Consider the following 26,633-nt stretch of genomic DNA (forward strand, 5'->3'; position numbering starts at 1 on the left):
TAAGGATTATATTTTTTAGGTTGGCTGGTTCTCCCGGGTCATCATGAAAAAATTGATTACCTACGGCATCCCCTCGGTTGAGTCTTATCGCCTAGTTACGTAATATTTGATTCTGCCTGCAGAAACCAATGAATTGACCCGTATAATCAATCGAGCATCTCGGCAATAACATATCTGCCCGTCACCACTCCTTTTCGCGTGATCTTGACGGTCGGGGATGTTGAGCTGGCGTTATTGGTTGGCACGCTCTCAGGTTGGTTCAATGGGCGGTCCGCTAACCGGTCACTCCAATGAGGGAGGTTGTACCCGTAGCCGAAGCCCAGATTAAATAAGTCTTGGGAGCTGTCGTACCCACGGTCTATACCTCCAGGAGGAACGGGAATAGGGGCGTGCCCTTCTAGAGGTAAGAGCACGCTGGGTTGTAATGCCGCAAGAAGCGTAAGTGGGTCGATGTAGGTCTTCTCCCCAATGCGCGCACCGAGGTGCAGACACCATCCGTCCGGGCAGCGGGCGGGTCCAGCTTCTGGTCCGAGGGTGCCGATCTGCTCGCCCGCGGACACGACTTGACCTGGAATTACCGAGGCCGACACAGGTTCATATGTCGAGATCAGACCGTCGCGGTGCATGATGCTGATGACCCGTCGACCTGCTACTTGACCGGCAAAGCGCACAGTGCCATTTTCCACCGCTTTCACGGCGAGACCGTGACCTTCAATATCCACACCACGATGTCCAGCAGCATAAACATGGTCTGGTGCGTCGAACCTGCGGATAATGCGTCGGGGAGGGTCCACGGGCCAATGCCATCGAGGCTTGGCGTAACGGGAGGCGCGTCCAAAGGGAAAAGCCACAGCAGGGGAGCTTCTATCAAATGGTTTGCGATCTGCAGGAGTGGCTCTAGCCAAGGCTGCGGGGCGGGCGGATAGAGAAGAGCTACCGGCGAAGGCCACGTCCCTATAAGGCAGGCCGTTGTGCCAAGTGGAAGGGTTCACATGCGGATAAAAACTCTCCACCGAGGTCAGCCCATCATCCGTGCTTCGCTTAAACCCCTCGGCACTCCTATAGCTGCCGGATAAGCGATCAATGCCGTTGAGTCCCTGACTCATGGCGCCGAGTACATGGTCCATGTCGTCGCTTGCGTTAATCCGGCCGCCGGACGCGTGATCGGTAGGCCCTAGTATCACCACGCCGATGATGACAAGGAACAGCGCAATATATCGACCTAAATGAGAAGAACGCCGACTTGTGTGAGGGATGCATCGACCTGTGCGGGGTTCATCCCGAGGTGCAGTTGGCATGGAAGCCGCAGCGTATAGACGCGAGATAGAGGGCATATGGTGTCGCATCAGCTCATGCTCATCTGACGCTGGACAGCGCGCCAGGGGATACCTCGTGCTGGTGATAACTCTGCCGACGCGGTTGTGGTGATAACGTCCCCGACCGACGGTTGGACTACCCTTCCGGCCAGGTATCGGTTTAGCTGGCTGCCGGACTATCGGAGAGATACCTGCCATACTCCGGCACACCTCGTCCGGTCGGATACCGCGCATGCCCCTACATGTACATGCCCCTACAGTGCAGCAGGCAATGTATACAGCACGGCAGGCAATGGCCCGGCCCCGTCCCCCACCATCGACCAGGACACATTTCCCACACCAGCGCGCTATAGCCCTCGCAGGTATCCCTGAGATCAGGTAGGGTAGCCGTGCATCCGGAAGTGTCCGGATGACTTCGCGCGCCCACGCAGGGCGTCGTTCCTTCGGTCCTATGCGATCTGACGCTAGCAGGCTGTCATGCTTGCGCCTGGCGCCCGAGTATCGCTGGGCGGAACGACAACCGGGCGCCAGGCTTTGGGTCAACCGGCCCGAAGAACGAACCGATATATCGGTCCGGCCATGACTGAGGCGGCCTTGCGAGGCGGTTTCACGAGCTTGGACCACAGAAAGAGGACTCATCATGGCAGTCGTCACGATGCGCCAGCTCCTTGAGAGCGGCGTGCACTTCGGACACCAGACCCGTCGCTGGAACCCGAAGATGAAGCGTTTCATTTTCACTGAGCGCAATGGCATTTACATCATCGACCTCATGCAGTCGTTGACCTACATTGACCAGGCCTACGACTTCGTGAAGCAGACCGTTGCTCACGGTGGCACCATCCTGTTCGTTGGCACCAAGAAGCAGGCTCAGGAGTCCATTCAGGAGCAGGCCACCCGCGTGGGTATGCCGTACGTCAACCAGCGCTGGCTCGGTGGCATGCTCACCAACCTGCAGACCGTCTCCTCGCGCGTGAACCGCCTCAAGGAGCTCGAGCAGATCGACTTCGAGGATGTCGCCTCCTCCGGGCGCACCAAGAAAGAACTGCTGATGATGCGCCGCGAGAAGGAGAAGCTGGAGAAGACCCTCGGCGGCATCCGCGACATGTCCCGTACCCCCAGCGCTGTCTGGATCGTGGACACCAAGAAGGAGCACCTGGCGGTTGACGAAGCGAAGAAGCTGGGTATCCCGGTGGTCGCCATTCTCGACACCAACTGCGACCCAGACGAAGTGTCCTACCCGATTCCGGGCAACGACGACGCCATTCGCTCCGTGACCCTGCTGACCCGGGTTATCGCCGACGCGGTTGCCGCGGGCCTTAAGGCTCGGTACGAGAACAAGCCCGCTGGTGAGAAGAACGTGTCAGCGGTTGATGCGGAACCGCTCGCCGAGTGGGAGCAGGAGCTCTTGAAGCAGTCCGAGGTGCAGCAGGCTGAGGCGGAAACCTCCAAGGACTCTGCCGACAAGGCTGAGGCCGCTGCTGAGAACACCGAGACCCCTGCCGAGAAGGCCACGGAAGCCGCTGATGAGCAGCCGGCTGTCGAGGAGTCCGCGGCGCAGACCACCGAGCAGAACTGACGCTCCTAACAGCTCCTTATTCGGATGGCATCCGTAGCCGGATGGCATCTGTTGAGTGGAAGAGAGATCATGGCGAATTACACCGCAGCAGACATTAAGGAAATCCGCGAGAAGACTGGCGCGGGCATGCTCGACGTCAAGAAGGCGCTCGACGAGGCCGCTGGCGACAAGGAGAAGGCTGTTGAGCTGATCCGCGTCAAGGGTCTGAAAGGCATCGCCAAGCGCGAAGGCCGTAGCGCCTCCGAAGGCCTGATCGCGGCCGATATCCGTGAAGGCGAGGACGGCCAGGTCGGAACCCTGGTGGAAATCAACTGCGAAACCGACTTCGTGGCCAAGAACGACAAGTTCGTGGCACTCGGAGACGAAGCCGTGGCCGCCGCGGTTGAGTCCGGGGCAAACGAACCGGCTGACCTGTCGCAGACCCCGTTTGGTGAAGCTCTGACCACCGCCGGCGCCACCATGGGTGAGAAGATCGTGGTGCGCCGCATCGGACGCGTCAGCGGCGAGCATGTCGAGAACTACATGCACCGCACCAACAAGGACCTGCCCCCGCAGGTCGGCGTTCTGGTCGCAACCGACAAGGCTGCAGCAGACGTAGCCCGCGATATTGCCATGCACATCGCGGCATACTCCCCGCTGTACCTGTCGCGCGAAGACGTCCCGGCGGAGACCGTTGAGAACGAGCGTCGCATCGCTGAAGAGACCGCGAAGAACGAGGGCAAGCCCGAGCAGGCGCTGCCCCGCATCGTCGAGGGTCGTCTGAACGGATTCTTCAAGGAGAACTGCCTGCTGGATCAGGCATTCGCGAAGGACCCGAAGCAGAGCGTCGGCAAGATCGTGGAGGCAACCGGCGGCAAGGTGACCGGCTTTGTTCGGTTCCGCGTCGGCAACTGACACCTATCCGGAATCTATGTAGCGGATTTCACGACGGCGAAACGGTCGATCAACGATCGGCCTCGTTTATCCAGATATGCGTGAAAGTGGGGTAAGCCTCACTCCGGTGTGAAGACCCCGTTCCCCCTGAGGGAGCGGGGTCTTCGCTGTATTATCGCTGGTGACTCGGCCACGTCTAGGTGTCCTCGTCCTACCCTCACGTCGGTCCCGCTTCGCTGCGAGCTGTGCGGGGAGGGATGCTGCACCGGGCTCCAGGAAAGGAAGACTATGACCACCTCATCCCTCACCTCCCAGATCCCGGTTCTCACAAAAAATAAGGATTCGCGGCGGGTTCTGTTAAAGCTGTCCGGTGAAGCATTCGGCGGGGGACAGGTGGGGGTTGATCCCGATGTCGTGTCCCGAATCGCAGGGGAAATTGCCGAAGGCGTAGCTGAAGGTATCGAATGCGCCATCGTGGTGGGTGGCGGAAACTTCTTCCGCGGCGCTGAACTATCGGCCCGCGGCATGGATCGGCGTCGAGCCGACTACATGGGGATGCTCGGCACAGTCATGAACTGCCTCGCGCTGCAGGATTTCCTGGAGCAAAAAGGCGTCACCACCCGAGTGCAGACGGCGATCACCATGGGGCAGGTCGCAGAACCCTATCTGCCGCTGAGGGCAGTACGCCACCTCGAAAAGGGTCGCGTTGTGGTCTTCGGGGCGGGGGCCGGGATGCCTTACTTCTCCACCGACACGGTGGCGGTGCAGCGAGCCCTGGAAATTGGATGCCATGAAGTTTTGATGGCGAAGAACGGGGTCAACGGGGTCTACACCGACGATCCGCGAACCAACCCGCAGGCCCGCAAACTTGACCACGTCACCTACACCCAGGCCCTCACAGAAGGTCTCAAAGTGGTTGACGCCACGGCCTTTAGTCTGTGCATGGATAATTCACAGCCCATGCTGGTGTTCGGCTTAGACACCCCCGGTAACATTACGCGGGCTATGCGCGGCGAACGCATCGGAACCATGGTGATGGGAGGCTGATGACCCGCCATCACACCGGTCGCGATCCGGTATAGACCAGGCCAGTTGGCCCCTCAGGACAATCTGCAGGGAACCAACGGCAACCCCGAATGGGAAAACTCGCGCTGTCGGGGGAGAATAGCCACGGACGAGGCACACAACTGGGCGCGTCCCGGAAAGGCGAGGGGCGCACAGGGCGGCCCCACTGAACGAGGAGATGCGATGATCGACGAGATCCTGCTGGAAGCCGAAGAAAAAATGGGCAAGTCTGTCGAGGTCACGAAGGAGGAGTTCTCGGCGATCCGTACGGGACGAGCCAACGCGGCCATGTTTCAGGGCATCACCGTGGACTACTACGGTGCACCCACCCCGCTGAACCAGTTGGCTTCCCTGCAGATACCAGAGGCCCGTACCGTCGTGGTGACCCCATACGACAAATCTGCAATGTCTGTCATCGAGACCGCTCTGCGCGAATCGGACTTGGGCGTTAACCCCACCAACAATGGCGATACTTTGCGCATTGTTCTGCCGGTGCTCACCGAGGAACGCCGTAAGGAATACGTGAAGCTTGCCAAGTCGAAGGCGGAGGATGGACGCGTAGCGATCCGCGGATCTCGTGGGCACGCGAAGAAAGCCATCGAGCGTCTGGTCAAGGACGGCGAGATCGGTGAGGATGAAGGCGCACGCGCCGAAAAGGAACTTGAGGCTCTGACCAAGAAGTATGTCGAGCAGGTCGAGGTAGCGTTCTCCGCCAAGGAAACTGAGCTCGCCACTGTCTGATTCCGCGAGCTAAATCGTTGTGAGATCTGAACCTGGCCGGCGCCGTTCTCGCAGGGGACCCGAAGAATCGGCTACGAAGCCGATGCCGGTGGTTACTGCTGAGGACAGCGTGCCGCCTCCCGAGACGGGAAGCGCCCCGCCTGCCACTGCCGACCGTGCGTGGCCCGAGGAGTCGGCCCCTATGCCGCCTCCGCCTGCGGTGACGCCGCCGGAACGTGTGCGTCGCAAAGTGAGCGCGGGGCGAGACTTACCGGCAGCCATCGGGGTCGGCGTGGCGCTCGGCGCTGCCCTGCTGATCGGTCTGTTCTGGTGGCCGCCACTGTTCTACATCTTGGTGGTTCTCGCCCTGGGACTCGGCGTGCTCGAGGTAACCGGAGCGCTCTCCAGCCGGGGACTGCGGGTTCCGCTTACCCCTGTGCTGGTCGGAAGTCTCGGCATTGCCGTATCCACCCTGGTGTGGCGCGCCCCCGGACTCGTGATCGCTATGGCGGTAGCGGTGGCAGTGGTGATGATTTGGCGCGTGGTGGAAACCACGGGTCTAGCAGCGGTTCGGGATGTGGTGGCCGGGATCTTTACCCTCGCCTGGGTCCCGTTTCTCGGAAGCTTCATTCTCTTGCTCTTCGCCCAGGACGACGGCGCAATGCGGGTGTTGCTCGCGATTGCGGTCCCCGCGGCGAACGACACCGGCGGCTACATCGCGGGAGTGTTAGCGGGAAGGCACCCCATGGTGCCCACCATCAGCCCGAAAAAGAGCTGGGAAGGTTTCGTCGGTTCGCTGATCTGCGGAACCACCACAGCCGCGGTGATCGTCACTGAAGGGCTAGGCGGGCCTTGGTGGGCGGGTCTAATCATCGGCCCCGTGATGGTGGTCATCGCGACAGTCGGCGATCTGTGCGAGTCTCTTCTTAAACGCGACCTCGGCCTGAAAGACATGGGGAGTCTGCTCCCGGGCCACGGTGGTGTTCTCGACCGGATCGATTCCATGCTTCTCAGCGCCCCCACCGCCTTTCTCCTGCTCGGAGTGCTTCTCATATGACCACACCCTCCCGTTTCTCTGCGCCCGCCGACGGCCCTTGCGTACCTGCCGACGGTCCGGGTACGCCGACCGGCGGCACCTCTGCCTCTGTCAACGGCACCTCTACCACCGTCGACGGTACTTTTCCGGCAGACAGTACCTCTGCTCCCGGTAATGCTCCTACTGAATCTGCCGCACCCACGACGGACCCCGTGAAGCCGTCTGCTGAACGCGAGGCAGCCCCGTCGAGGTCACGGGATCTATCGCGCGAAGTCATTCCGGGCCAGCCTGTGGCTCTCGCAGCTGGGCAACTGCAATTGCGGCCAGCCCGCCGCGGTAAACCGCCCGCTCATCTTGCCGACCTCACCCTCGCCGAGCGACAAGAAGCCGTGGTTAAACTCGGGTTGCCGCGTTTTCGGGCCGCGCAGCTTTCCGCGCATTACTTCACTCACCACACGGTGGATCCGCAGGAGATGACCGACCTGCCGAAAAATGCGCGCGAACGCTTAGTCGAGCATTTCTTCCCGAGGTTACTCACCGCCGTCACCACTCAGCTGGCTGATCGCGGCCAGACCGTAAAAACCCTGTGGCGCCTGTTCGACGGGTCCCTGGTCGAATCGGTTCTCATGCGGTACCCCGGACGGGTTACCCTATGCATCTCCTCCCAGGCCGGATGCGGGATGAACTGCCCGTTCTGTGCTACGGGTCAGCAAGGGTTGACCCGCAACATGTCTGTCGCCGAAATTCTGGATCAGGTGCGGGAAGCTAACCGTATGCTGGCCCGCGGTGAGGTTGCCGGCGGACCGGGGAGGGTTACCAATATCGTCTTCATGGGGATGGGTGAACCGTTGGCGAACTATCGCGCTGTCGCCACCGCCTGCCGCCGATTGAACGCGGAATCCCCCGAGGGATTCGGAATGTCGGCGCGGCACCTGACAGTCTCCACCGTGGGCCTGGAACCAGCCATTCGCAAGCTGATTGCCGAGCAGATACCGGTGACGCTCGCCGTGTCTCTCCACGCCCCCGACGATGACTTGCGTAACGAATTAGTTCCGATTAATACGCGCTACAGCGTTGGGGCAGTGGTCAGTGCCGCACACGACTACTTTCTCGCAACCGGACGCCGCGTGAGCATCGAATATGCGCTGATCAGGGATATTAATGACCAGGCGTGGAGGGCAGACCTGCTCGGAAAGATCCTGGTGGACAAGGGAGGAACCGGCTGGGTTCACGTCAATCCCATTCCGCTAAACCCCGTTCCCGGTTCAAAATGGACCGCATCAGACCCAGATGTTGAGCACGAGTTCGTAGAGACCTTGCGTTCCCACGGGATCCGCACCACCGTGCGCGATACCAGAGGCAGCGATATCGACGGCGCCTGCGGTCAGCTGGCCGCGAAAGTGGAAGAGGACCCCGATCACCGTGCCGACCGGGAAGCGCGAGTTGAGCGGATCGAAAAGATCGTGGCGGGTTAGAATCGGCCCGACTAAAGGCCCCATGGAGGACAGACGATGAGCACTGCGTTCGAGCTAGTGTCCAGGTTCAGGATCGGCTACGACGTCGCCGAAGTCGACGCATTTCTCAGCCGAGCCCGGGCCGCATATGAGGGCGTGGACGGAACCGACGACTTCGATCCCGCCTCGATCATCACCACCACATTTGCCACCCAGCGTGGCGGCTACGACATGTCCATCGTGGACGAAGCACTGGATCGGCTCGCGGATGCTTTCGCCTTAAAGCAACGTGATCAGGCAATTGCCGTCGGCGGTGAAGAAGCGTGGGTGAGGGAATTGACACTGCGCGCCGAAAAACTCACCGAACGTCTCCGTCGACCTGCGGGACAGCGGTTTGCCCCGGCCCGGGAAGGCAGGCGTGCCTATGACCGCACCGACGTCGATACGCTGTGCGACCAACTCGCTGAATACTTCGGTGCGGGACTGGCCATGAGCGTTGACGATGTGCGCCGGGCAGCATTTCGTCGCCGTAAAGGCCCAGACGGATATGACGAAGCCGTGGTTGACGTCTACCTAGACCATGTTGCCGATGTGATGGCGTCGGTGCCGTGAGGATGACCAGGGGGAATACAGAAACTATGCGGTCGCTGGTGGTGCTCGGATCCACCGGGTCCATCGGCACCCAGACCCTCGATGTCATCTCTCGGTATCCGGGGCTAGCCCGGGTTCGTGGGCTGGCCGCAAGCGGGTCACGGCCCGAGTTATTAGCGCAGCAAGCTGCCCAGTTCGCCGTGGAACGAGTTGCAATCAGCTCTGAGCAGGCAGCGGATGCGGTGCACGAGGCGTTAGTGCGGCACTCACGTGACCTAGGGGTGCGCCCGGCCCGTGTAGAGGTCGGCCTCGATGCGGTCGAGAATCTCGCTGGATCGCTGACGGGGACAGCGGACGGTCACGGCGATGTGGTGCTGAACGCTATGACTGGCTCGGTGGGGTTGCGTCCAACGCTTGCGGCCCTCGCCAGTGGGGCAAGGCTTGCCCTTGCCAACAAAGAATCTTTGATTTCCGGGGGCGCCCTAGTCACGGCCGCAGCAGGCGACGGACAGCTATTACCCGTGGACTCCGAGCACACCGCGATCGCCCAATGTGTGGCAGGAGTGCCAAGAGATTCCATCGGACGCTTGGTCATCACGGCATCCGGTGGCCCGTTCCGGGGGCGTACCCGCGAGGAGCTGACCGAGGTAACTCCCGCTGAAGCTTTGGCTCACCCGACCTGGGCGATGGGCCGAACCATCACAACCAATTCGGCAACGTTGATCAACAAAGCGCTTGAGGTGATCGAGGCGTGCTGGCTTTTCGGCATGCCGGAAGATCGCGTCAGCGTGGTGGTTCATCCGCAATCCATCGTCCATTCCATGGTTGAACTCGTGGATGGAGCCACGATTGCGCTCGCCAGTCCGCCGGACATGCGTCACGCTATCGGCTGGGCACTCGGCTATCCCGATCATCTGCCGGGGCTTGCTCGGCCCTGCGATTGGACCCAGGCTGCAACCTGGACGTTTGAACCACTGGACGAGGGCACATTCCGAGCGGTTGCCCTCGCGCGTCAGGCGCATCGGCAGGCAGGGGTGCGTATGGCCGTGCTCAACGCCGTCAACGAGGAAGCCGTCGATGCCTTCCACAATGTGCAGCTCAGCTTCCTTGGAATCTGCGATCTGGTGGAAGCAGTTCTTATGCGACCCGATATTCCTGAACCTGCGCAGCCGCTGACCGTAAATACTGTGCTCGCCGCGGAAGAGTGGGCCCGGGCAACCGCAAGGACGGCCATTGCCACGGCGGTGGCAACCGGATCAGACCCGGTCGCGCTCGCGCGGACACTGCATATGTCCACAGGTTACGGACTGGACCAGATACAGGGGAGGCGCAGCTAGCGGTATGAGCGGAACGACGCTGTTGTATATCGCGGGCATTGTCATCCTTGCGCTGGGCCTTGGACTATCGATTGCTTTGCACGAGATTGGCCATCTGGTTCCCGCAAAACGGTTCGGAGTGCGCGTCACCCAATACATGATCGGGTTCGGGCCAACCATATGGTCGCGCCGACGCGGAGAAACTGAATACGGAGTGAAGGCGATCCCGCTCGGCGGATACATTCGCATGATCGGCATGTATCCGCCGCATAAGGGTGATCCACCAGATACGATCCGCGAGGACTCCACCGGGTTTTTCCGGCAGATGTCTGAGGACGCGAAGGCTTTTGAGTCTGAGCAGTATGGCCCGGAAGATCAGCACCGCACCTTCGTGGCGTTACCGGTGTGGAAAAAGCTCATGGTGATGCTCGGCGGACCATGCATGAATCTGCTGCTCTCGATTATTTTCTTCACGGTGGTCGTGAGCGGGCTAGGGCTACCAGCGCTCACGACAAAGGTGTCATCGGTCTCCCGGTGCGTGGTGGCAGCGGACGCCCCTGCGGGCACTAATTGCGAGGGGAAACCGGCTGCTCCGGCATTCGCGGCGGGGGTCCGTCCGGGCGATAAAATCGTTTCCCTTGCGGGTAAACCCATGTCGAGCTGGCAGGACGTGTCCACCACGGCGCGCGCTCTTCCGCCTGCTCCGGTCCCGATGGTGGTCGAGCGAGACGGCAAGGAGCTCACGTTATCGGTCACCCCGGTGGTGGATGCCCGACCCGTCATGGATTCCTCAGGGCGACCCGTGAAAGCCGCGGATGGCAAGCTATTGACGGAAAAAGTTGGTTTCCTTGGGATCGCGGGGACCCCGGAGCTGATTGCCCGTCCAATCACTGAGGTGCCCCAGGTGGTGTGGAATACGTTCACCCAAACCGGGGCCCTGGTGCTGACCTTGCCCCAACGCATGGTGGATATTGCACAGGCCGCGTTCGGCAGCGGCACCCGCGATCCGAACGGTCCGGTCGGTGTGGTTGGAGTATCGCGTCTGGCTGGGGAAGTGGTCTCCACGGAGGCTACCGGTTTTGATTTTGCTGACAAGGCGCAGGTTCTGTTGTCGATGCTGGCTTCGCTGAACATGGCGCTGTTTGTCTTCAACTTAATTCCCTTACCCCCTTTGGATGGCGGACACGTCGCGGGAGCCTTGGTGGAAGGCGCACGGCGGATGATTGCCCGCTGGCGAGGCCGGCCAGATCCGGGGCCGGTGGACATGTCGCGGTTGCTGCCGCTGACCAACGTGGTTGCGTTGATTCTGATCGGGATGTCGGTACTGCTGGTCTACGCCGACCTCGTGCGACCAGTGACGCTATCGGGCTAGTCGCTGCTGTACCCCTACATTTTCTGTATCCATGTCGGCTCGAGCGGAGCGCTTGTGTGAGGGGTCACGTTGGAGGAGCGCGCTCATCGTGAACGTCTGATGGAGATCGCGCGGACATTGCGCCGAGGTGACATGGCTGACGGCTGGGTATAGCCTCGGTGGGCGATAATGGACGGGTGAGTATCCCCATCAGTCTCGGTATCCCATCCGTTAAAGAGGCCCCGCCCGTTCTGGCACCGCGGCGCCGCTCGCGCAAGATCAAGGTGGGTTCAACCTTTGTCGGTGGTGACGCCCCGGTCAGCGTCCAGTCCATGACGACGACGCCGACGAACAACATCAACGCGACTTTGCAGCAGATCGCGGAATTGACCGCTGCCGGTTGCGATATTGTGCGCGTGGCGTGCCCTCGGCAAGAAGACGCCGATGCGTTGCCCGCCATTGCCGCAAAGTCTCAGATTCCGGTGATTGCGGATATTCACTTCCAACCCAAGTACGTTTTTGCCGCTATCGAGGCGGGCTGCGCTGCGGTGCGCGTGAACCCGGGAAATATTCGGCGCTTTGACGACCAGGTCAAAGAGATCGCTCAGGCCGCGAAGGATCACGGCACGTCCCTGCGCATCGGGGTGAATGCCGGCAGTCTCGATAAACGTCTGCTCGACAAGTACGGGAAAGTCTGCGCTGAAGCACTCGTGGAATCTGCCGTGTGGGAAGCTTCGCTCTTTGAAGAGCACGACTTCCACGACTTTAAGATTTCGGTGAAGCACAACGACCCGGTGGTTATGGTGCGCGCCTACGAAATGCTTGCGGAACGTGGGGACTGGCCGTTACACCTTGGGGTGACCGAGGCGGGTCCTGCCTTCCAGGGCACCATCAAGTCCTCAGTCGCATTTGGACATCTTCTGGCTCAGGGTATTGGCGACACCATCCGGGTCTCGCTGTCGGCTCCTCCGGTCGAAGAAGTCAAAGTGGGCAACCAGATCTTGCAGGCTTTAAACCTCAAGCCTCGCAAGCTTGATATCGTGTCCTGCCCCTCATGCGGACGCGCCCAGGTTGACGTCTACACGCTCGCGGAGAAAGTGACGGAGGGGCTCAAAGGCCTTGAGGTTCCGCTGCGAGTGGCCGTGATGGGCTGCGTTGTGAACGGTCCGGGGGAGGCACGAGAAGCTGATCTTGGGGTGGCGTCCGGTAACGGTAAAGGTCAGATCTTCGTGAAGGGTGAGGTCATTAAGACCGTCATGGAAGATCAGATTGTCGACACGCTGTTGGAAGAGGCCCACCGCATTGCCGCAGAGATGGAGCGAGAAGGAGCCGGTGGCGAGGGAGCCTCACCCCAAGTAGTGGTCCGCTGACCGGTTACCTGCTGCATAGGGAGTCATGAACGTGTTCGGGCGCAGTTACCGTGGGATGCGTCCCCTGCGCCCGACGGACGTTGACCCGGCCCTAGAGATCGCGGCCTATGACCCGGCGACCACGGTGCTGGCTGCATCGCGGCTACGCGATATGCGCCGTTCGTTAGCGCTGGGTCAGGAATTCACGGTCTGGACGGGGGCGGGGCTGATGACCTCAGCCCGGGACATCTTGGCGTACGCATCTCGGTCAGCTGCCTCACGCACATCGGGGCGCGGAATTGGTGCGTGGCTATGGCATGGGGCTAACGCCATGCCGGTCGGCGCTGATCGTGAAGCAATGGCCGCCTTCGGCGAGTGCTTGGCCGCGCGGGGACGGCACTGTAGCTCGCTGGTTGGCAACAGTTCCGATGTGCGGGAGTTATTCGGGCACCTTGAGAGTGTCTGGGATAGGCCGCGGGAGTTTCGCTGGTCCCAGCCTCTGCTAGAAGCGCTACAGCCGCCGTCTGTTCTCCCGGATCCGCGGCTTCGACCTGCGCGTCCGGAAGAAACCGATGTGGTGATGGCGGCCTCCGTGGCGATGTTTCGCGAAGAAGTCGGGAGTGATCCGACTGAGTTTGACGGAGGTCGTTCGTATCGGGCGCGGGTTCGCTCACTGATTGCTGCCCGTCGTACCTACGTGATTATGGACGGTAACCGGGTTGCGTTTAAAGCGGATGTCGGCGCGCTCATTCCCGGTCTCGCTCAGTTGCACGGGATCTGGGTGGCGCCGCGACTGCGGGGGCGCCATATTGCCAGGACCGGGGTAGCAGCGGTGATTGACTGGGTTCGCCGTGACCATGCGCGGCGGGTCACGCTGTATGTGAATGACTTCAATCTTCCTGCGCGGCGGGCGTATGACGCGGCGGGTCTGCGCCAGATTGGTGAGCTCGCCACGATCTTGTTTTAATCGCTGGCTCTCGGGCGGGCTCGGACCGGTCGTAGCGGGGCCTAATGCACGAAGCCGCACCAGACCGTGCGGGTCTGGTGCGGCTGGTGTGACTCGTTTCCCGAGATCTCAGGTCTTAATGGCCCCGGTCAAAACGCCCTTGGTGAAGTAGCGCTGGAGGAACGGGTAGATGATCAGGATCGGCAGGGTAGCCAACACGATCACAGCCATTTGAACAGCCTGGGCCGGTGGCGGGGGTCGGTCGGGGTTTTGAAGAACGTTCAGGTCGGAGTTTTGCACGACGAACTGGTTCAGCACGACCTGGATCGGCCACTTCTCCGTGTCGTTGAGGTAAATCATGGCGTTGAAGAAGACGTTCCAGTAGCCGACCGCGTAGAACAAGGCGATCACCGCGATGACCGCTTTGGACAGAGGTAGCACAATCTGGAAGAAGATGCGGAAGTGTCCTGCACCGTCGACTCGGGCGGCTTCAAATAGTTCGTTGGGAAGATTCATGAAGAAGTTGCGCATCACGATCATGTTGAACGCGCCGATCATGCCTGGCAGCACAATCGCCCAGATCGAGTTGAGTAGCCCGAGGCCTTTGACCAGCAGGTACATGGGGATCATGCCGGCCCCAAAGAGCATGGTCAGCAGCACTAGAACCAGGACGAACTTGGCTCCGGGAACCTCTCGCACCCGCGTTAAGCCGTAGGCCAGCATCGCCGTCATCAACACCGACAGGGTGGTTCCTACCAAGGTGATGAGGGCTGAACTCAGCAGGGCTCGGGTGACGACACCGCCGGCGAGCACCGACTCGTAGGCGTCCAGTGAGAATTCTGTGGGGAACAGCTGACCGGACTGAATGCTCTCGGCGGTGCCGAAGCTCATGGCGATCACGTAAATCAGCGGATATAGCATGATCACGCAGATGAAGGCGATCACCAGGCCCTTGAGGACCTGTAGAACAGGCCCGGGTTTTTCCATCCAGATTGGACGCACTGAGCGGGATCGAGAACGCCGGGTGGATTTTTTCCCTTTGACCTTCTTCTGGCTGTCAGCGGGTCTTGGCATGAGATCCGTGGTCATATCAGATCACTCCCTCTCCACCCATTCGTTTGGCGAGCCAGTTGGCTCCTAACACCAATATCGTGGCGATCACTCCCTTGAGTAAGCCGGCGGCGGTTGAGATTCCCCAGTCCCCGCCGGCTATGCCTCTGAAGTAGACGAAGGTATCCAACACTTGAGCTGCGGCTGCACCAACAGCTGGTTGCTGAAGTAGCAGCTGCTCGAAGCCCACTGAAAGCGTGTTGCCGACGGTGAGGATCAGCAGGATCGAGATCACTGGCAACATGCCGGGCAGGGTAATGCTCCACATGCGGCGCCATGCGCCTGCTCCATCAACCGCAGCTGCTTCGTATAGTTCGGTGGGGATCGCGGCGATTGCTGCGAAGAAGATGATCGTTCCCCAGCCGATGTCTTTCCAAATGATCTGGGCAGTTACCAGAATCTTGAACGTATCGGGGTTCGCCATAATGTTGACGGAATCCAGACCGATGCGTTCAAAGACCTGGGAGACCAGACCTGCGCCGCCCAAGATCTTTTGCCAGATGGAGATGACAACCACCCAGGAGATGAAGTGCGGCAGATAGACGATGGTCTGAATGGCGCGTTTGACTCGATCTGAAAGCAGCGAGTTGAGGAACAGGGCCAACAGGATCGGGGCGGGGAACGCGAAGACAATCTGCAGCGCAGAAATGATCAACGTGTTGACTAGTGCGTTGATAACTTCCGGATCGTTGAAGATTGCCACGAAGTTGTCGAAACCTACGAACCGCGACCCGGTGATGCCGAGGTATGGCGAATAATCTTGGAAGGCGACGATGTTGCCGAGCATCGGCACGTAGGCGAACACCAGGAAGAATATTAGCCCCGGGACGATGAAGAAGTACGTGCCGCGCTCGCGGTACATTCGCCTCCATAGGGAGCGCTTGCGCCGGATGAGGGGTTGTCCTGATGAGAGAGTGATCACTCCCTCTTCTTTGCGGCCAGACGTGGGTGCTTTATCCGCGGTCACCGCGGAGTAGGTGTCGCCCGATGTGTTTGAGGCGCTCATTTACCGGCCTTGTCGAGCTGTTTTTGGTACTCGTCGATAACCGCTTGCCCGCCGCTGCTGCGGTAGGTTTCGCGGAACTTCTTGATATCCGTGAGCGGACGCCGTCCCGATATCATGCCGTTGAAGAAATCCTTTTGAATCTCATCCAACCGGGTCTTGTTTTTGGTGAGCTGCTCGTTTAGGATCCTGCCGAGCTTGTCTGGTTCGCTCGCTTTGACCATGCCTTCAATCGTTGACCGGACATTGTCCGAGAGATCTTTATTGATGACGGGCAGTGAATTGACTGGGTTCTGAAGCAGACCTGAGTAGGTGATATGGCCTTCAGCAGGCGCATTTTCAATCGGCTCAATTTCATTATGAGGGCCGACTTTATATTGGCGTCCCTCAATACCGTATTGAAGGAACTTGGCTTCTTCGGAGCCAAACGGTGAACGGTAGTAGTTCGCGATGCGCAGCAGTTCTTCGATGCGGTCCTTGCTCTTCGCCTTGTCCCGTGAGAACCCGACGATGGCGCCGTAACCCTTGTTGCGCACGAAGGTTCCGGGTCCACCGTCCAGAGCAGGAATGACAAAGTGTACGACCTCCGCGCTGGGGACGGCCCTCTTCACGAGGTTGATGCGTCCCTGGTCCGGAAGCCAGTAGTAGCCGGCGAATGATGCGGAGTAGAACAGCTGTTGCCCTTGGGCGAACAGTTCTGGATCGACGTGGCCTAGCGCGTCCGGATGGAATACTTTATTGGTCCACAGGTCAGCCACGTATTTTAGGTGTTCTTCATACTCGGGGAGGTCGAACTTGGTGATGACCTTGCCGTCTTTCACCTGGAAGGTGGGGCCGATCTTATGGATGGGTTCAAAAATTGAGGGGTCCACTCCGCCGACGGCCCAGACTTGGCGTCCGCCTAATGTTCCAAGTTTGGCGAACTCAACCAGCATGTCGCGCAATTCGTGCCCATTGTGAGGCACGTCGTTCATGCCGATCTGTTTCATCGCGTCCTTGCGGATCACGGGGAACCAATCGATGGCCGCCGCCGGCTGAGGAATGCCGTAGATCGTTCCGTTTTTATGGGAATTTACCCAGGCCTCTTGAGGAGTGGTGGCCAGATTTGGGTACTTCTTAATCAGGTCGCCTTCTAGATACTGGTTGAGGGCAACGAAGGCTCCGTCGCTGATGGCGCGAGCGGCATTGGCGTTGGTGTCGTCGAGATAGATCATGTCTGGCAAGTCGCCACTGGCTAGCGTCGTAGCGAGCTTGTCGTTAAAGGAGGCGTAGGGAACCATAGTGGCTTTGAGCTCGTTGACGCCAAGCTGCTTTTCGAGTTCCTGCCACACTTTGTTCTTTGATCGCTCGGGGACGGGCGCTCCCCAGAGGATCTGGAAGGTGGACAGCGTGCCGCCTTTGGCGGGTGGTTCGGACACCGCTTTGTAGTAGGTTCTCGGAGACCCAATCATCATGGGTGCAACACCGGCTACATCGCTGGTGATGAGCCCTTCGACGGGCTTGGGCTCAATTGTCTTGGGCGGTACGAACTCGGTCGCGTCGCGCTTAGGCTGCGAGACGTCGTCCCCGCCGCAGCTTGCCAAGGCTACGGTGGCGGCGGAGGCGCCGGCTGCAGCAAAAAGATTGCGGCGGCTGAGGTGTGGGGTGGGTAGGGATGTCGCGTCCATCGGATGACCTCTATGTCGAAGCGAACAACTTGTAATGACGGTCGGCTCCCGTGGCGCATCCATCGGGAAGGTTGCTGACACGAACCGAGTGTTAGCGACGCGAGCGACGACCTTGTGCGGTTATGTCCCTTGACAGTAATCGGGTGGAACGCTGGGAAAGGTAGACTGCTCGTAAAAATTTGGTCATGATTGTTTCTGGTGTTTCAAGGGCTCCAATGCGCAATCATGAGCATCCTGGTCGAGTGGGGGAGATGCGTCGCTCCACGGAGATGCGAGCCGGCATGGGAGCGGCGGGTGGGTGGTACCGGGCCCATCCATGCGCCCCGAGGCAGTCACCGTGCCAGGTGGAAGAACAATCGATGCGACGCCATGCAGCGGCGATGTATAGCATGAGCGTGTCTATTCGTATAACCCAGGAGGCCAGCCCGATGCTCCGTATGTCCACGTACTTCCTGCGCACTCTGCGCGAGGATCCGGCCGATGCCGAGGTGGCGAGCCACAGGCTGCTGCTGCGAGCGGGTTATATTCGCCGTGCCGCGCCCGGTATTTACACGTGGCTTCCGCTCGGTCTGCGCGTGCTGCGCCGCATTGAAGCCATTGTGCGCGAAGAAATGGACACCATCGCTTCGGAGCTCCAGTTCCCGACTCTGCTTCCGCGGGAACCGTATGAACGCACCGGGAGGTGGACTGAATACGGGGCGAACCTGTTCCGCCTGGCTGATCGCAAGGGCGCGGACATGCTGCTCGGCCCAACCCACGAAGAAATGTTCACCCTGACGGTGAAAGATCTATATTCCTCCTATAAGGATCTGCCGCTGTCGATTTACCAGATCCAGACCAAGTACCGCGACGAGGCCCGCCCGCGCGCGGGCCTGCTGCGCGGCCGTGAATTCGTGATGAAGGATTCATATTCCTTCGACATTGACGACGAGGGGCTTAAAGCCTCGTATGAAGCGCATCGCATCGTGTATCAGCGGATCTTTAAGCGGCTCGGCCTCGATTTCGTGATCTGTGCCGCGACCTCAGGCGCGATGGGTGGCTCCCGCTCAGAAGAATTTCTGCACCCGATTGAGATCGGAGAGGACACGTTCGTGCGGTCAGCCGGTGGGTATGCGGCCAATGTGGAAGCGGTCACGACCGTCCCGCCGGAGCCGTTGAGTCCGGAGGAGATCGCCGCTCTTCCGGCTGCCCATGTCGAAGCAACACCTGGAGCATCGACCATTCAGGCGCTGGTGGACTTTTCCAACCAGAATTTTGTGCGCGAGAGCAAGCCGTGGACCCGCTACGAGATGCTTAAGCACCTTGTCTACATGCTGCATTACCCGGATGGGCGAAAAGAACCGCTGGTGATCGCGATTCCGGGTGATCGTGAAGTTGACGAAAAGCGTCTGGCGGCGTCTGTGGAACCAGCCGAGGCGCTGCCGTTTACCGACGAAGATTTCGACGCCACTGACACGCTCGCCAAGGGGTACATCGGCCCGGCTGGACTCGGTGAGAAAGGGGAAAGCGGCATTCGCTATCTCGTTGACCCCCGGGTGGTGCCGGGCACCGTGTGGGTTGCGGGCGCGGGCGAGAAAGACAAGCACGTCTATGACCTGGTGTACGGGCGTGACTTCGTGGCAGATGGCACCATCGAGGCGGCGGAGGTCCGAGCAGGTGATCCGGCCCCAGACGGGTCCGGCCCGCTTGAACTCGCCCGAGGCATCGAGATCGGGCATATCTTCCAGCTCGGTCGGAAGTATGCCGATGCGCTTGATCTGAAAGTCTTGAACCAGAACGGCCAGCAGGTCACAGTGACGATGGGTTCCTACGGTATCGGTATCTCCCGGGCGCTGGCCGCCATTGCTGAAAGCCAGCACGATGAGCGGGGGTTGATGTGGCCCAGGAGCCTGGCTCCTGCCGACGTTCACATTGTGGCCACCGGCAAAGATTCCGAGGTGTTCCGCACAGCTGAGGACCTTGCGGGCAAGCTCGAAGCCCAGGGCTTCACCGTGCTGTACGACGATCGGCTGAAAGTGTCGCCGGGTGTGAAGTTCAAGGATGCTGAACTAATCGGTGTGCCGACCCTGCTGATCGTCGGGAAGGGATTGGCCGACGGGATGGTTGAGATTAAAGACCGCCGCACCTTGGAGTCGCGGCAGGTTCCGGTTGACCAGGCACTTGCCGAGGTTCGGGCCGATATTGAAGGCTGAATCCTGACTGCCCGGGCGTCGGCATTTCGGGGCCGGGTAACCAGTGCGTCGACACTTCGGGCCCGGGCAACCAGTGCGGCGGCACTTCGGGCCCGGGTAGCCAGTCCGTCGGCACTTCGGGCCCGGGCAGTTACTGCGTTGGCACCGGGTTTAGCCCCAGATTGATCGTGCAGATTTGAGCACACAGTAAGTTTCCGCTAAAAAATCTAATTTGGGTGTAAAGCGCCGTAACTTGATGCTGCCTGGATGGCGATGCTCCAACGAAGTAGGAGCATCGCCCCAGCTACACCGTCACGCCGGGCAGAGGCGCCAAAGTGTCGGTGAGTGAACCGAGTTTCTCACCCTGCGCGAGAGCGGTCGCCGTGGGAACGGCGCGCGCCGAAAGCGGAGCAGCTGCGGCCAATTCCACATAACCGGAAAGCAAATTCTCTGCGATTAACCGGGGAAGGGCCGCTTCATCAGCCGCATTTAATGGCTGCGACGGCAGACGGTACGCCGGCTCTTGGGTAACCGGCGCCTGCCCCAACCCAGCGAGCTGTTTCCCAAGTTCGACAGCTTGGGTGCGATGTTCAGCCGCAGCGCGCACCCAGGCTCCACGTGATGGTGCCTGCGAGGGGCGCGCGGCAAGAACTTCCATCGCATAGGCCGCTTCCCATCGGGAACGCTGCACGGTGCGCAATGCCGCAGCGTACTGCTCTTGGGTGCCGATGCTCACGACATCGTGAGCTTTGACCGGCTCGGTCGGGCGCAGCGCTGACGCAGGACGGGCAGGGGGCACCGTGGCCCCGATGTGGCGGCCGAACGCGGTCGCTGCCCAGGTGTGGAATGCACCGATGGACACCAGTAGCCGGGTCAGCGAACCAGAACACACTTGGGCGCCATCAGCAGCAAGGTCACGAATGCGCACCAAAGCCTCGAGCACACCGTCTGGGCCAGAGGCTATGCCCGGGCTTGGGGTCGTTCCGGTGACCTTCTGTCCAGCCTTGACCCGCTCGGTTTCGGCCCCGGTCAATAAGGCTCCGCGCTGGACTGACAGGGCGGAGCTGAGCGCAGACAGCACGCCTTGGGCGGGGGCAACAGTTTTGATTTTTGATCCGTTGGGCCCGGTCGCGTCGTCAAGAGCGGATACCAACCCGAGCATTTTGTTGCGGAACAGCTCATCGATGCCCGGGGCAGGTGGTGTGTAGCTGGCGGGCTGTCCGATACGCAAGCCGCAGGCGCTCAGGCCCACCAGGCTCGATCCTGCGATACCGAGTCCGAACAGACCGAGAGTTACTGTCCTTTTTACGAGGTACCGACGGGAAAGCGGTGAGGCAGCGTGAGCTGGGGTGGCGGCAGGGCCGCGATGGACAGACCGGTGAGGCACGCCCTTGATTCTGACACGGGATAGAGTAGGACGAGGACTGAAAGGCCTTTCGGCGGGTGAATTCGGCAGGTGAATGAGGCGCATCTCATCGCGGTCATCGCGTCCGCGAAGCGCGCTGAGGAGCTGTCGGGTGAGCCTGAGCGCGGTCTGAAGGATAAATGGACGGCAAACAGGAGGGCGCATAGGCGATGAGCGAAATAAGTCGGGATGGTTTGGCAGCGCCGACGTCGGCGGCGATGTCGGCATCTGCTGGGCAGCGGATAGCGGCTGCTGTGGGGCCGGTGGTCGCAGAGCACGGGCTCGTGATTGACGATGTTGCGATGAGCCGGGCAGGCAATCGCAACCGCTTGCAAATTGTGGTGGACCTTCCTGAGGACCACCTTGGCAGCGCCGATTTGGACGCGGTCGCCGAAGCGTCTCGAGCTATTTCGACTTTTCTGGACGACCGCGATGACCTCACCGGAGGCGGTGCATACCTCCTAGAGGTGACGACCCCCGGTGCTGACCGGCCCCTCACCTCCCCGCGGCACTTTCGTCGGGCCCGTAAGCGTCTCGTCGCCTTGGACCTTGCCGATGGTCGCAGGGTGATCGGGCGCTTGCTCACGCTCACCCCTGTCGCGGGTGCAGCCAAAGCGGCAAGCGCAACCGATCTGGCAAATGCCGCCGAAGCAGCAGATGCGCCCGAGATAGCTGGAGTATCCGAGGCGGGAGCGTCTGAGGCGGGAGCGTCTGAGACGGCAAATGCGCCGCAGGATTTCACATTGCACCTGAAAGACGCTCGGGAGGCCACCGACTCCCAGTCCGGGACATCAGGGTCTGCGGCAAAGAATCGACGCATGGGTAAGACATCGCCTATGCTCACAATTTCGCTTTCCGAGGTGCGATCCGGTCGGATCGAGCTGGAGTTCTCCCCGTTATCGGAGGAAGAACTGCTCGGGATGGACAAGGACATACAGACAATCGAAGCGTCGGCGATGGCGAACACCGAAGATGAGGCAGCATCCGAGCCGGTGGCCGCACAGACTGAGGAAAGGGACGGATAATGGACATTGACTTGGGGGCATTACGAGCGCTGGAGCGTGAGCGAGATATCAGCTTGCCGGTGCTGCTGGACGCGATTCAGCAGGCACTGCTCGTGGCATACCATCACACCGATCAGGCTGCGCGAAATGCACGGGTGGAGATTGACCCGAAGTCCGGGCGGGTTGCGGTTTTCGCTCAGGAAATGGACGAGAACGGCGAAGTCATCCATGAGTGGGATGACACCCCGGCTGGATTTGGGCGCGTTGCCGCCTCCACCGCGCGGCAGGTTATTTTCCAGCGCATCCGCGAGCTAGAAGACGAAGCGGTGCTCGGCGAGTTTTCCGGTAAAGCGGATGACATCGTCTCCGGAGTGGTGCAACAGGGCAAAGATCCGCGCATGGTGCACGTGGACCTTGGGTCTGTGGAAGCCGTGCTTCCGCCCCACGAGCAGGTTCCAAATGAGGAATACACGCACGGTCGGCGGCTTCGGGCCTATGTGGTGGAGGCTCGGCGCGGGATGAAGGGCCCGGCCATCACGCTCTCCCGTTCCCATCCCAACCTGGTGCGTCGGCTGTTTGCGCTCGAAGTCCCTGAAGTGACCGATGGCAGTGTCGAGATTGTGGCTCTGGCACGCGAAGCTGGTCATCGAACCAAAATGGCGGTGCGTTCGACAGTTCCGGGGCTGAATGCCAAAGGTGCATGCATCGGCCCGATGGGTGCGCGGGTGCGGGCTGTCATGAATGAACTCGGCGGCGAAAAAATCGACATCGTCGACTTTGATGAGGACCCCACCGTGTACGTGGGAAATGCGCTGTCCCCGGCGCGAGTCTCCTCGGTCACGGTGCTTGATGAAGTGTCGCGGTCAGCGCGGGTACTGGTACCAGAAGGTCAGTTCTCTCTCGCGATCGGGAAAGAAGGCCAGAATGCGCGGCTCGCGGCAAAGCTGACCGGTTGGAAGATCGATATCCGACCCGATCGGCAGTCATCTCCATCCTGACCTGCGCTGACGCTGCGACGTGAGCGATCTCATCGTGCGCTGGACCACCTTATCCAGCGCACTGATGATGCGTCCGATAGACTGGACAAGCTGTTCTCGTGCCGTTTCTCCGGCCAAGGCCTTGTAATGCACTGACTGCATTGCGGTTGTGAGCGTTCGCTTACACCTCAATGTGATGGTCATCCGCGGGGTGTTGCTGGAGGGCTGTGCGGGTTGTGACGCAGTAGCGGTGGGAGGTTGCAGGCATGCGTGCCATGTCGGATCCTCAACGCACCTGCGTGGGTTGCCGTCAGAGGTGTTCTGTCGGCGATCTGCTCCGAATCGTCGCCCCTGAGGGCTGCGTGGAATACGACCTGCATCGCCGAAAGTCGGGGAGGGGCGCGTGGATTCATCCGAACCCGCACTGCCTCAAACTGGCCCGGACCCGAGGGGCGTTTGCGCGCGCTTTCCGGCGCGCGGTAGACGATTCCGCCCTCGCTGACGTGCGAGAACAGTGTTAATGGAAGATCACCTGGAAGCGGGTAGAACCAATGGACATCCGATGAGTACTCGAGCATGAGCACCCAGAGGCACTAATGGTCCGCGCCCTTCTGTCGGCCGGACCGAGACAGGAGAAATGTGGCTAAGGTCCGCGTCCATGAGCTTGCTAAAGAGCTCGGACAACCAAGCAAGGTCGTCCTGCAGAAATTGCGGGATATGGGCGAGTTCGTGCGCTCGGCATCCTCAACGATTGAGGCGCCGGTAGCCCGCCGCCTACGCAATGCTTTCCCCGCCCCCGAAGATACGGGAGCATCAGATAAGGCTGGCGCTGCCGATAAGAACGGCCCCACTCCAGCCCCGAATACCTCGAAGCCTGACAAGCCTGCGGCCCAGACCGAGGCGAAGAAACCGGCCGCGCCGAAACCGGCGGGATCGGTGCCACCCGCACCCGGCCCACGCGCCGCGGCGCCCCGGCCCTCAGCGGCCCCCGCGAAGACCCCGGATGCGACCGAGGACAAGGCCCCGACTGCGAAGCCGGGAACGTTCGCGCGCCCGTCTGCGGCCCGGCCCGGCCCCCAGCGTCCGGCAGCACCCAAGCCTGCCGAAGCAGCCAAGAAAGCGACCGCGCCGCAAAACGCTCAGGACTCCGCAGCGCAGACCGGTGCAAAGCCCGCAGACGCAAAGCCTGCGCAGACTCCGCGGCCTCCGCGCCCGGCACCGAAACCAGGGCAGGCTCCCGGCACCACCTCGCGTGCCCGGGAAGGCGCACCGCGTCCCGGGAATAACCCGTTCGCGACCAGCCAGGGTATGCCCCGGCCCGGTGGCCCGCGTCCTCAGCGGCGCGATGGCGGCCAGGGAGGTCCGCGTCCGGGCAATAACCCGTTCGCGACCAGCCAGGGTATGCCCCGGCCCGGTGGCCCGCGTCCTCAGCGGCGCGATGGCGGCCAGGGCGAAGGTCGTCCCCAGGGTGGCAACCGCGAAGGCGCACCCCGTCCGGGTGGGCCGCGTCCCGGAATGCCTCGGCCCAACCCGGCCATGATGCAGCAGCACGCCCACGGCGGACTTAACGACTCGCAGGCCGGTAACCGGGGCGCCCGTCCCGGCAACCGCGGCGGTGGCCGTGGAGGCGCTGGCGGAGGCGGCCCGCGCTCCGGTGGCCCCGGTGGCGGATTCGCCGGACGCCCAGGCGGTGGCGGTGGCCGTGGTGGTCGCGGCGGCACCCAGGGAGCGTTCGGACGCGGCGGCAAGCCCGCTCGTTCACGCAAGTCCAAGCGCGCGAAGCGGCAGGAATTTGAACAGATGAACGCCCCCGCACCGGGCGGCGTCAGCATTCCTCGCGGCGATGGCAACACGCCTATTCGTTTGCGGCGCGGAGCCTCGCTCTCGGACTTCGCTGACCGTATCGACGTCAACCCCGCATCGCTGGTCACCGTACTGTTCCACCTGGGACAAATGGCAACCGCCACGCAGTCCCTGGACGAAGACACCTTTGTTCTGCTCGGTGATGAACTCGGTTACAAGATCGAGATCGTCTCGCCAGAAGACGAGGAACGCGAGCTGCTGGAGCAGTTCGACATCGACCTTGAGGCTGAACAGGCCGAGGAAGACGACGCTGATCGCCTGCCCCGCCCGCCCGTGGTCACTGTGATGGGTCACGTCGACCACGGTAAAACCCGCCTGTTGGATGCCATCCGGAACGCGAATGTGGTCTCCGGTGAGGCTGGCGGCATCACCCAGCACATTGGCGCCTACCAGGTGGTTGTTGAGCATGAAGGTGCCGACCGCGCCATTACGTTCATCGACACCCCCGGTCACGAGGCGTTTACCGCCATGCGTGCCCGTGGCGCCAAGGTCACGGACATCGCGATCCTGGTGGTCGCGGCCGACGACGGCGTGATGCCTCAGACGGTTGAGGCCATTAACCACGCCCAAGCCGCAGACGTGCCGATTGTGGTGGCGGTCAACAAGATCGATAAGCCCGACGCCAACCCGGACAAGATCCGTCAGCAGCTGACCGAGTACAACCTGGTGGCGGAGGAATACGGCGGCGACGTCATGTTCGTCGACGTGTCCGCCCGCGAGAACCTGAACATCGACAGCCTGCTGGAAGCGGTCCTGTTGACCGCAGACGCCGCTCTCGAGCTGCGCGCTAACCCGAATAAGGACGCCCGCGGTGTGGCCATTGAAGCCAACCTCGACCGTGGCCGCGGCCCGGTGGCAACTGTTCTGGTTGAACAGGGCATGTTGCACGTTGGTGACGCGATTGTGTGCGGCACCGGCCATGGCCGTGTCCGCGCCATGCTGGACGAAAACGGCACCCCGGTCTCCGAGGCAGGCCCGGCTCGCCCGGTGCAGGTGCTCGGTCTCACCTCGGTTCCAGGCGCTGGTGACAGCTTCCTGGTGGCTCGCGATGAGCGCACTGCTCGCCAGATCGCCGAAAAACGCGAGGCTGCGAAGCGTGCCGCACAGTTCGCTCGCTCCCGCAAGCGCATCAGCCTGGAAGATATCAACCAGGCGATGGCCGCTGGCAAGGTCGAAACGCTCAACCTCATCCTCAAGGGCGATGCCTCCGGTTCGGTGGAAGCCCTGGAAGAGGCTCTGCTGCAGATCGATGTCGGCGAAGAAGTCCAGCTGCGGATCATCGACCGCGGCGTGGGTGCCATCACGATGAACAACATCAACCTTGCGATGGCGTCCGACGCAGTGATCGTTGGCTTCAACGTCCGGGCCGAAGGCCAAAACGCTGAATATGCGGACCGCGAAGGCGTCGAGATCAAGTACTACTCGGTGATCTACCAGGCCATCGACGAGGTGGAGCAAGCTTTGACCGGCATGCTCAAACCTGAGTACGAAGAGATCGAACTCGGCAGCGCTGAGATCCGCGAAATCTTCCGCTCCTCCAAGTTCGGCAACATCGCTGGCTCCATCGTCCGCAGCGGCGAAATCCGGCGCGGCGCGAAAGCCCGCATTACGCGGCGCGGCGTGGTTGTCACCGAAGGACTGGAAATCGCTGGTCTGCGTCGTTTCAAAGACGATGTCACCGAAGTGCGCGAAGGCTACGAATGCGGTATCAACCTCGGATCGTTCAACGATCTACAGCTTGAAGACCTCATCACCACGTATGAAATGCGTGAGAAGCCGCGCGAGCAGAAGAACGATCACAAGAAGTAAAACCGTCGGCCCGCGCTCCAGCTCATGAGCT

Annotated in this window: 21 protein-coding genes; 16 read left to right on the forward strand and 5 right to left on the reverse strand. The window is 61.2% G+C overall.

Annotated elements, in window-relative coordinates; genetic code table 11:
- Positions 1 to 146: 146 nt before the first annotated feature.
- Positions 147 to 794 (reverse strand): M23 family metallopeptidase, encoded by a 648-nt coding sequence (locus tag BN1724_RS13120; RefSeq protein WP_172797130.1) that lies wholly within the window; start codon positions 792 to 794, stop codon positions 147 to 149.
- A gap of 1,162 nt (positions 795 to 1,956) precedes the next feature.
- Between BN1724_RS13120 and rpsB the strand changes: the two genes are divergently transcribed.
- The 11 genes from rpsB to BN1724_RS11840 all read left to right on the forward strand — a co-directional run bounded on the left by rpsB (position 1,957) and on the right by BN1724_RS11840 (position 13,614).
- Positions 1,957 to 2,892: a 30S ribosomal protein S2 gene (rpsB, locus tag BN1724_RS11790; RefSeq protein ID WP_058235522.1), complete on the forward strand. Its 936-nt coding sequence runs from the start codon at positions 1,957 to 1,959 to the stop codon at positions 2,890 to 2,892.
- Between the two features lie 69 nt (positions 2,893 to 2,961).
- The gene (gene tsf, locus BN1724_RS11795; RefSeq protein ID WP_058235523.1) at positions 2,962 to 3,786 is read left to right on the forward strand and encodes a translation elongation factor Ts; all 825 of its coding nucleotides are present in this window, start codon (positions 2,962 to 2,964) and stop codon (positions 3,784 to 3,786) included.
- 267 nt (positions 3,787 to 4,053) lie between these two features.
- Positions 4,054 to 4,812 (forward strand): UMP kinase, encoded by a 759-nt coding sequence (gene pyrH / locus BN1724_RS11800; protein WP_058235524.1) that lies wholly within the window; start codon positions 4,054 to 4,056, stop codon positions 4,810 to 4,812.
- Positions 4,813 to 5,013: 201 nt separating this feature from the next.
- Entirely contained in the window at positions 5,014 to 5,571 is a 558-nt protein-coding gene (frr, locus tag BN1724_RS11805; protein ID WP_058235525.1) for a ribosome recycling factor, read from the forward strand.
- Between the two features lie 181 nt (positions 5,572 to 5,752).
- A complete protein-coding gene (locus BN1724_RS11810; RefSeq protein ID WP_058235526.1) occupies positions 5,753 to 6,607 on the forward strand; it encodes a phosphatidate cytidylyltransferase in 855 nt (284 codons plus the stop codon).
- Positions 6,604 to 8,061 carry a 23S rRNA (adenine(2503)-C(2))-methyltransferase RlmN gene (gene rlmN, locus BN1724_RS11815; RefSeq protein WP_084253031.1) on the forward strand — a complete coding sequence of 486 codons (1,458 nt, stop codon included), beginning with the start codon at positions 6,604 to 6,606 and terminating at the stop codon, positions 8,059 to 8,061. The genes BN1724_RS11810 and rlmN overlap by 4 nt, the downstream gene beginning before the upstream one ends.
- A gap of 36 nt (positions 8,062 to 8,097) precedes the next feature.
- Positions 8,098 to 8,652, forward strand: a complete 555-nt coding sequence (locus BN1724_RS11820) for a DivIVA domain-containing protein (RefSeq protein ID WP_058235527.1) — start codon at positions 8,098 to 8,100, stop codon at positions 8,650 to 8,652.
- 26 nt (positions 8,653 to 8,678) lie between these two features.
- A complete protein-coding gene (gene dxr, locus BN1724_RS11825; protein ID WP_084253032.1) occupies positions 8,679 to 9,968 on the forward strand; it encodes a 1-deoxy-D-xylulose-5-phosphate reductoisomerase in 1,290 nt (429 codons plus the stop codon).
- Positions 9,969 to 9,972: 4 nt separating this feature from the next.
- Positions 9,973 to 11,319 (forward strand): M50 family metallopeptidase, encoded by a 1,347-nt coding sequence (locus BN1724_RS11830; RefSeq protein ID WP_058235528.1) that lies wholly within the window; start codon positions 9,973 to 9,975, stop codon positions 11,317 to 11,319.
- 182 nt (positions 11,320 to 11,501) lie between these two features.
- Complete coding sequence (ispG, locus tag BN1724_RS11835; protein ID WP_058236008.1) at positions 11,502 to 12,668, forward strand: flavodoxin-dependent (E)-4-hydroxy-3-methylbut-2-enyl-diphosphate synthase; 1,167 nt, start codon at positions 11,502 to 11,504, stop codon at positions 12,666 to 12,668.
- A 25-nt stretch (positions 12,669 to 12,693) separates the two neighbouring features.
- Complete coding sequence (locus BN1724_RS11840; protein ID WP_058235529.1) at positions 12,694 to 13,614, forward strand: GNAT family N-acetyltransferase; 921 nt, start codon at positions 12,694 to 12,696, stop codon at positions 13,612 to 13,614.
- A gap of 108 nt (positions 13,615 to 13,722) precedes the next feature.
- Here the strand turns inward: BN1724_RS11840 and BN1724_RS11845 are convergent, their stop codons facing one another.
- The 3 genes from BN1724_RS11845 to BN1724_RS11855 all read right to left on the reverse strand — a co-directional run bounded on the left by BN1724_RS11845 (position 13,723) and on the right by BN1724_RS11855 (position 17,373).
- Positions 13,723 to 14,682, reverse strand: a complete 960-nt coding sequence (locus tag BN1724_RS11845; RefSeq protein ID WP_231928247.1) for a carbohydrate ABC transporter permease — start codon at positions 14,680 to 14,682, stop codon at positions 13,723 to 13,725.
- 1 nt (position 14,683) lies between these two features.
- Positions 14,684 to 15,565, reverse strand: a complete 882-nt coding sequence (locus BN1724_RS11850) for an ABC transporter permease (protein WP_231928248.1) — start codon at positions 15,563 to 15,565, stop codon at positions 14,684 to 14,686.
- Between the two features lie 140 nt (positions 15,566 to 15,705).
- Positions 15,706 to 17,373, reverse strand: coding sequence for a type 2 periplasmic-binding domain-containing protein (locus BN1724_RS11855; protein ID WP_058235531.1), 1,668 nt, complete (start codon positions 17,371 to 17,373; stop codon positions 15,706 to 15,708).
- A gap of 428 nt (positions 17,374 to 17,801) precedes the next feature.
- Between BN1724_RS11855 and BN1724_RS11860 the strand changes: the two genes are divergently transcribed.
- On the forward strand, positions 17,802 to 19,565 hold the full coding sequence (locus BN1724_RS11860) for a proline--tRNA ligase (RefSeq protein WP_058235532.1): 1,764 nt from the start codon (positions 17,802 to 17,804) through the stop codon (positions 19,563 to 19,565).
- A 283-nt stretch (positions 19,566 to 19,848) separates the two neighbouring features.
- Here the strand turns inward: BN1724_RS11860 and BN1724_RS11865 are convergent, their stop codons facing one another.
- Positions 19,849 to 20,931 carry a DUF4439 domain-containing protein gene (locus tag BN1724_RS11865; protein ID WP_172797131.1) on the reverse strand — a complete coding sequence of 361 codons (1,083 nt, stop codon included), beginning with the start codon at positions 20,929 to 20,931 and terminating at the stop codon, positions 19,849 to 19,851.
- Positions 20,932 to 21,119: 188 nt separating this feature from the next.
- On the opposite strand from BN1724_RS11865, the gene BN1724_RS11870 reads away from it, so the two are divergent.
- The 4 genes from BN1724_RS11870 (at position 21,120) to infB (ending at position 26,602) form a co-directional block, all read left to right on the forward strand.
- Positions 21,120 to 21,974 carry a ribosome maturation factor RimP gene (locus BN1724_RS11870; RefSeq protein ID WP_058235534.1) on the forward strand — a complete coding sequence of 285 codons (855 nt, stop codon included), beginning with the start codon at positions 21,120 to 21,122 and terminating at the stop codon, positions 21,972 to 21,974.
- Positions 21,974 to 22,951: a transcription termination factor NusA gene (nusA, locus tag BN1724_RS11875; protein WP_058235535.1), complete on the forward strand. Its 978-nt coding sequence runs from the start codon at positions 21,974 to 21,976 to the stop codon at positions 22,949 to 22,951. The genes BN1724_RS11870 and nusA overlap by 1 nt, the downstream gene beginning before the upstream one ends.
- A gap of 254 nt (positions 22,952 to 23,205) precedes the next feature.
- Positions 23,206 to 23,451, forward strand: coding sequence for a YlxR family protein (locus tag BN1724_RS12765; protein ID WP_197671828.1), 246 nt, complete (start codon positions 23,206 to 23,208; stop codon positions 23,449 to 23,451).
- A gap of 118 nt (positions 23,452 to 23,569) precedes the next feature.
- Complete coding sequence (gene infB / locus BN1724_RS11880; RefSeq protein WP_058235536.1) at positions 23,570 to 26,602, forward strand: translation initiation factor IF-2; 3,033 nt, start codon at positions 23,570 to 23,572, stop codon at positions 26,600 to 26,602.
- Positions 26,603 to 26,633: the final 31 nt, after the last annotated feature.

It is taken from the genome of Devriesea agamarum (assembly GCF_900070355.1).
In the GTDB taxonomy this organism is placed as follows: Bacteria; Actinomycetota; Actinomycetes; order Actinomycetales; family Dermabacteraceae; genus Devriesea; species Devriesea agamarum.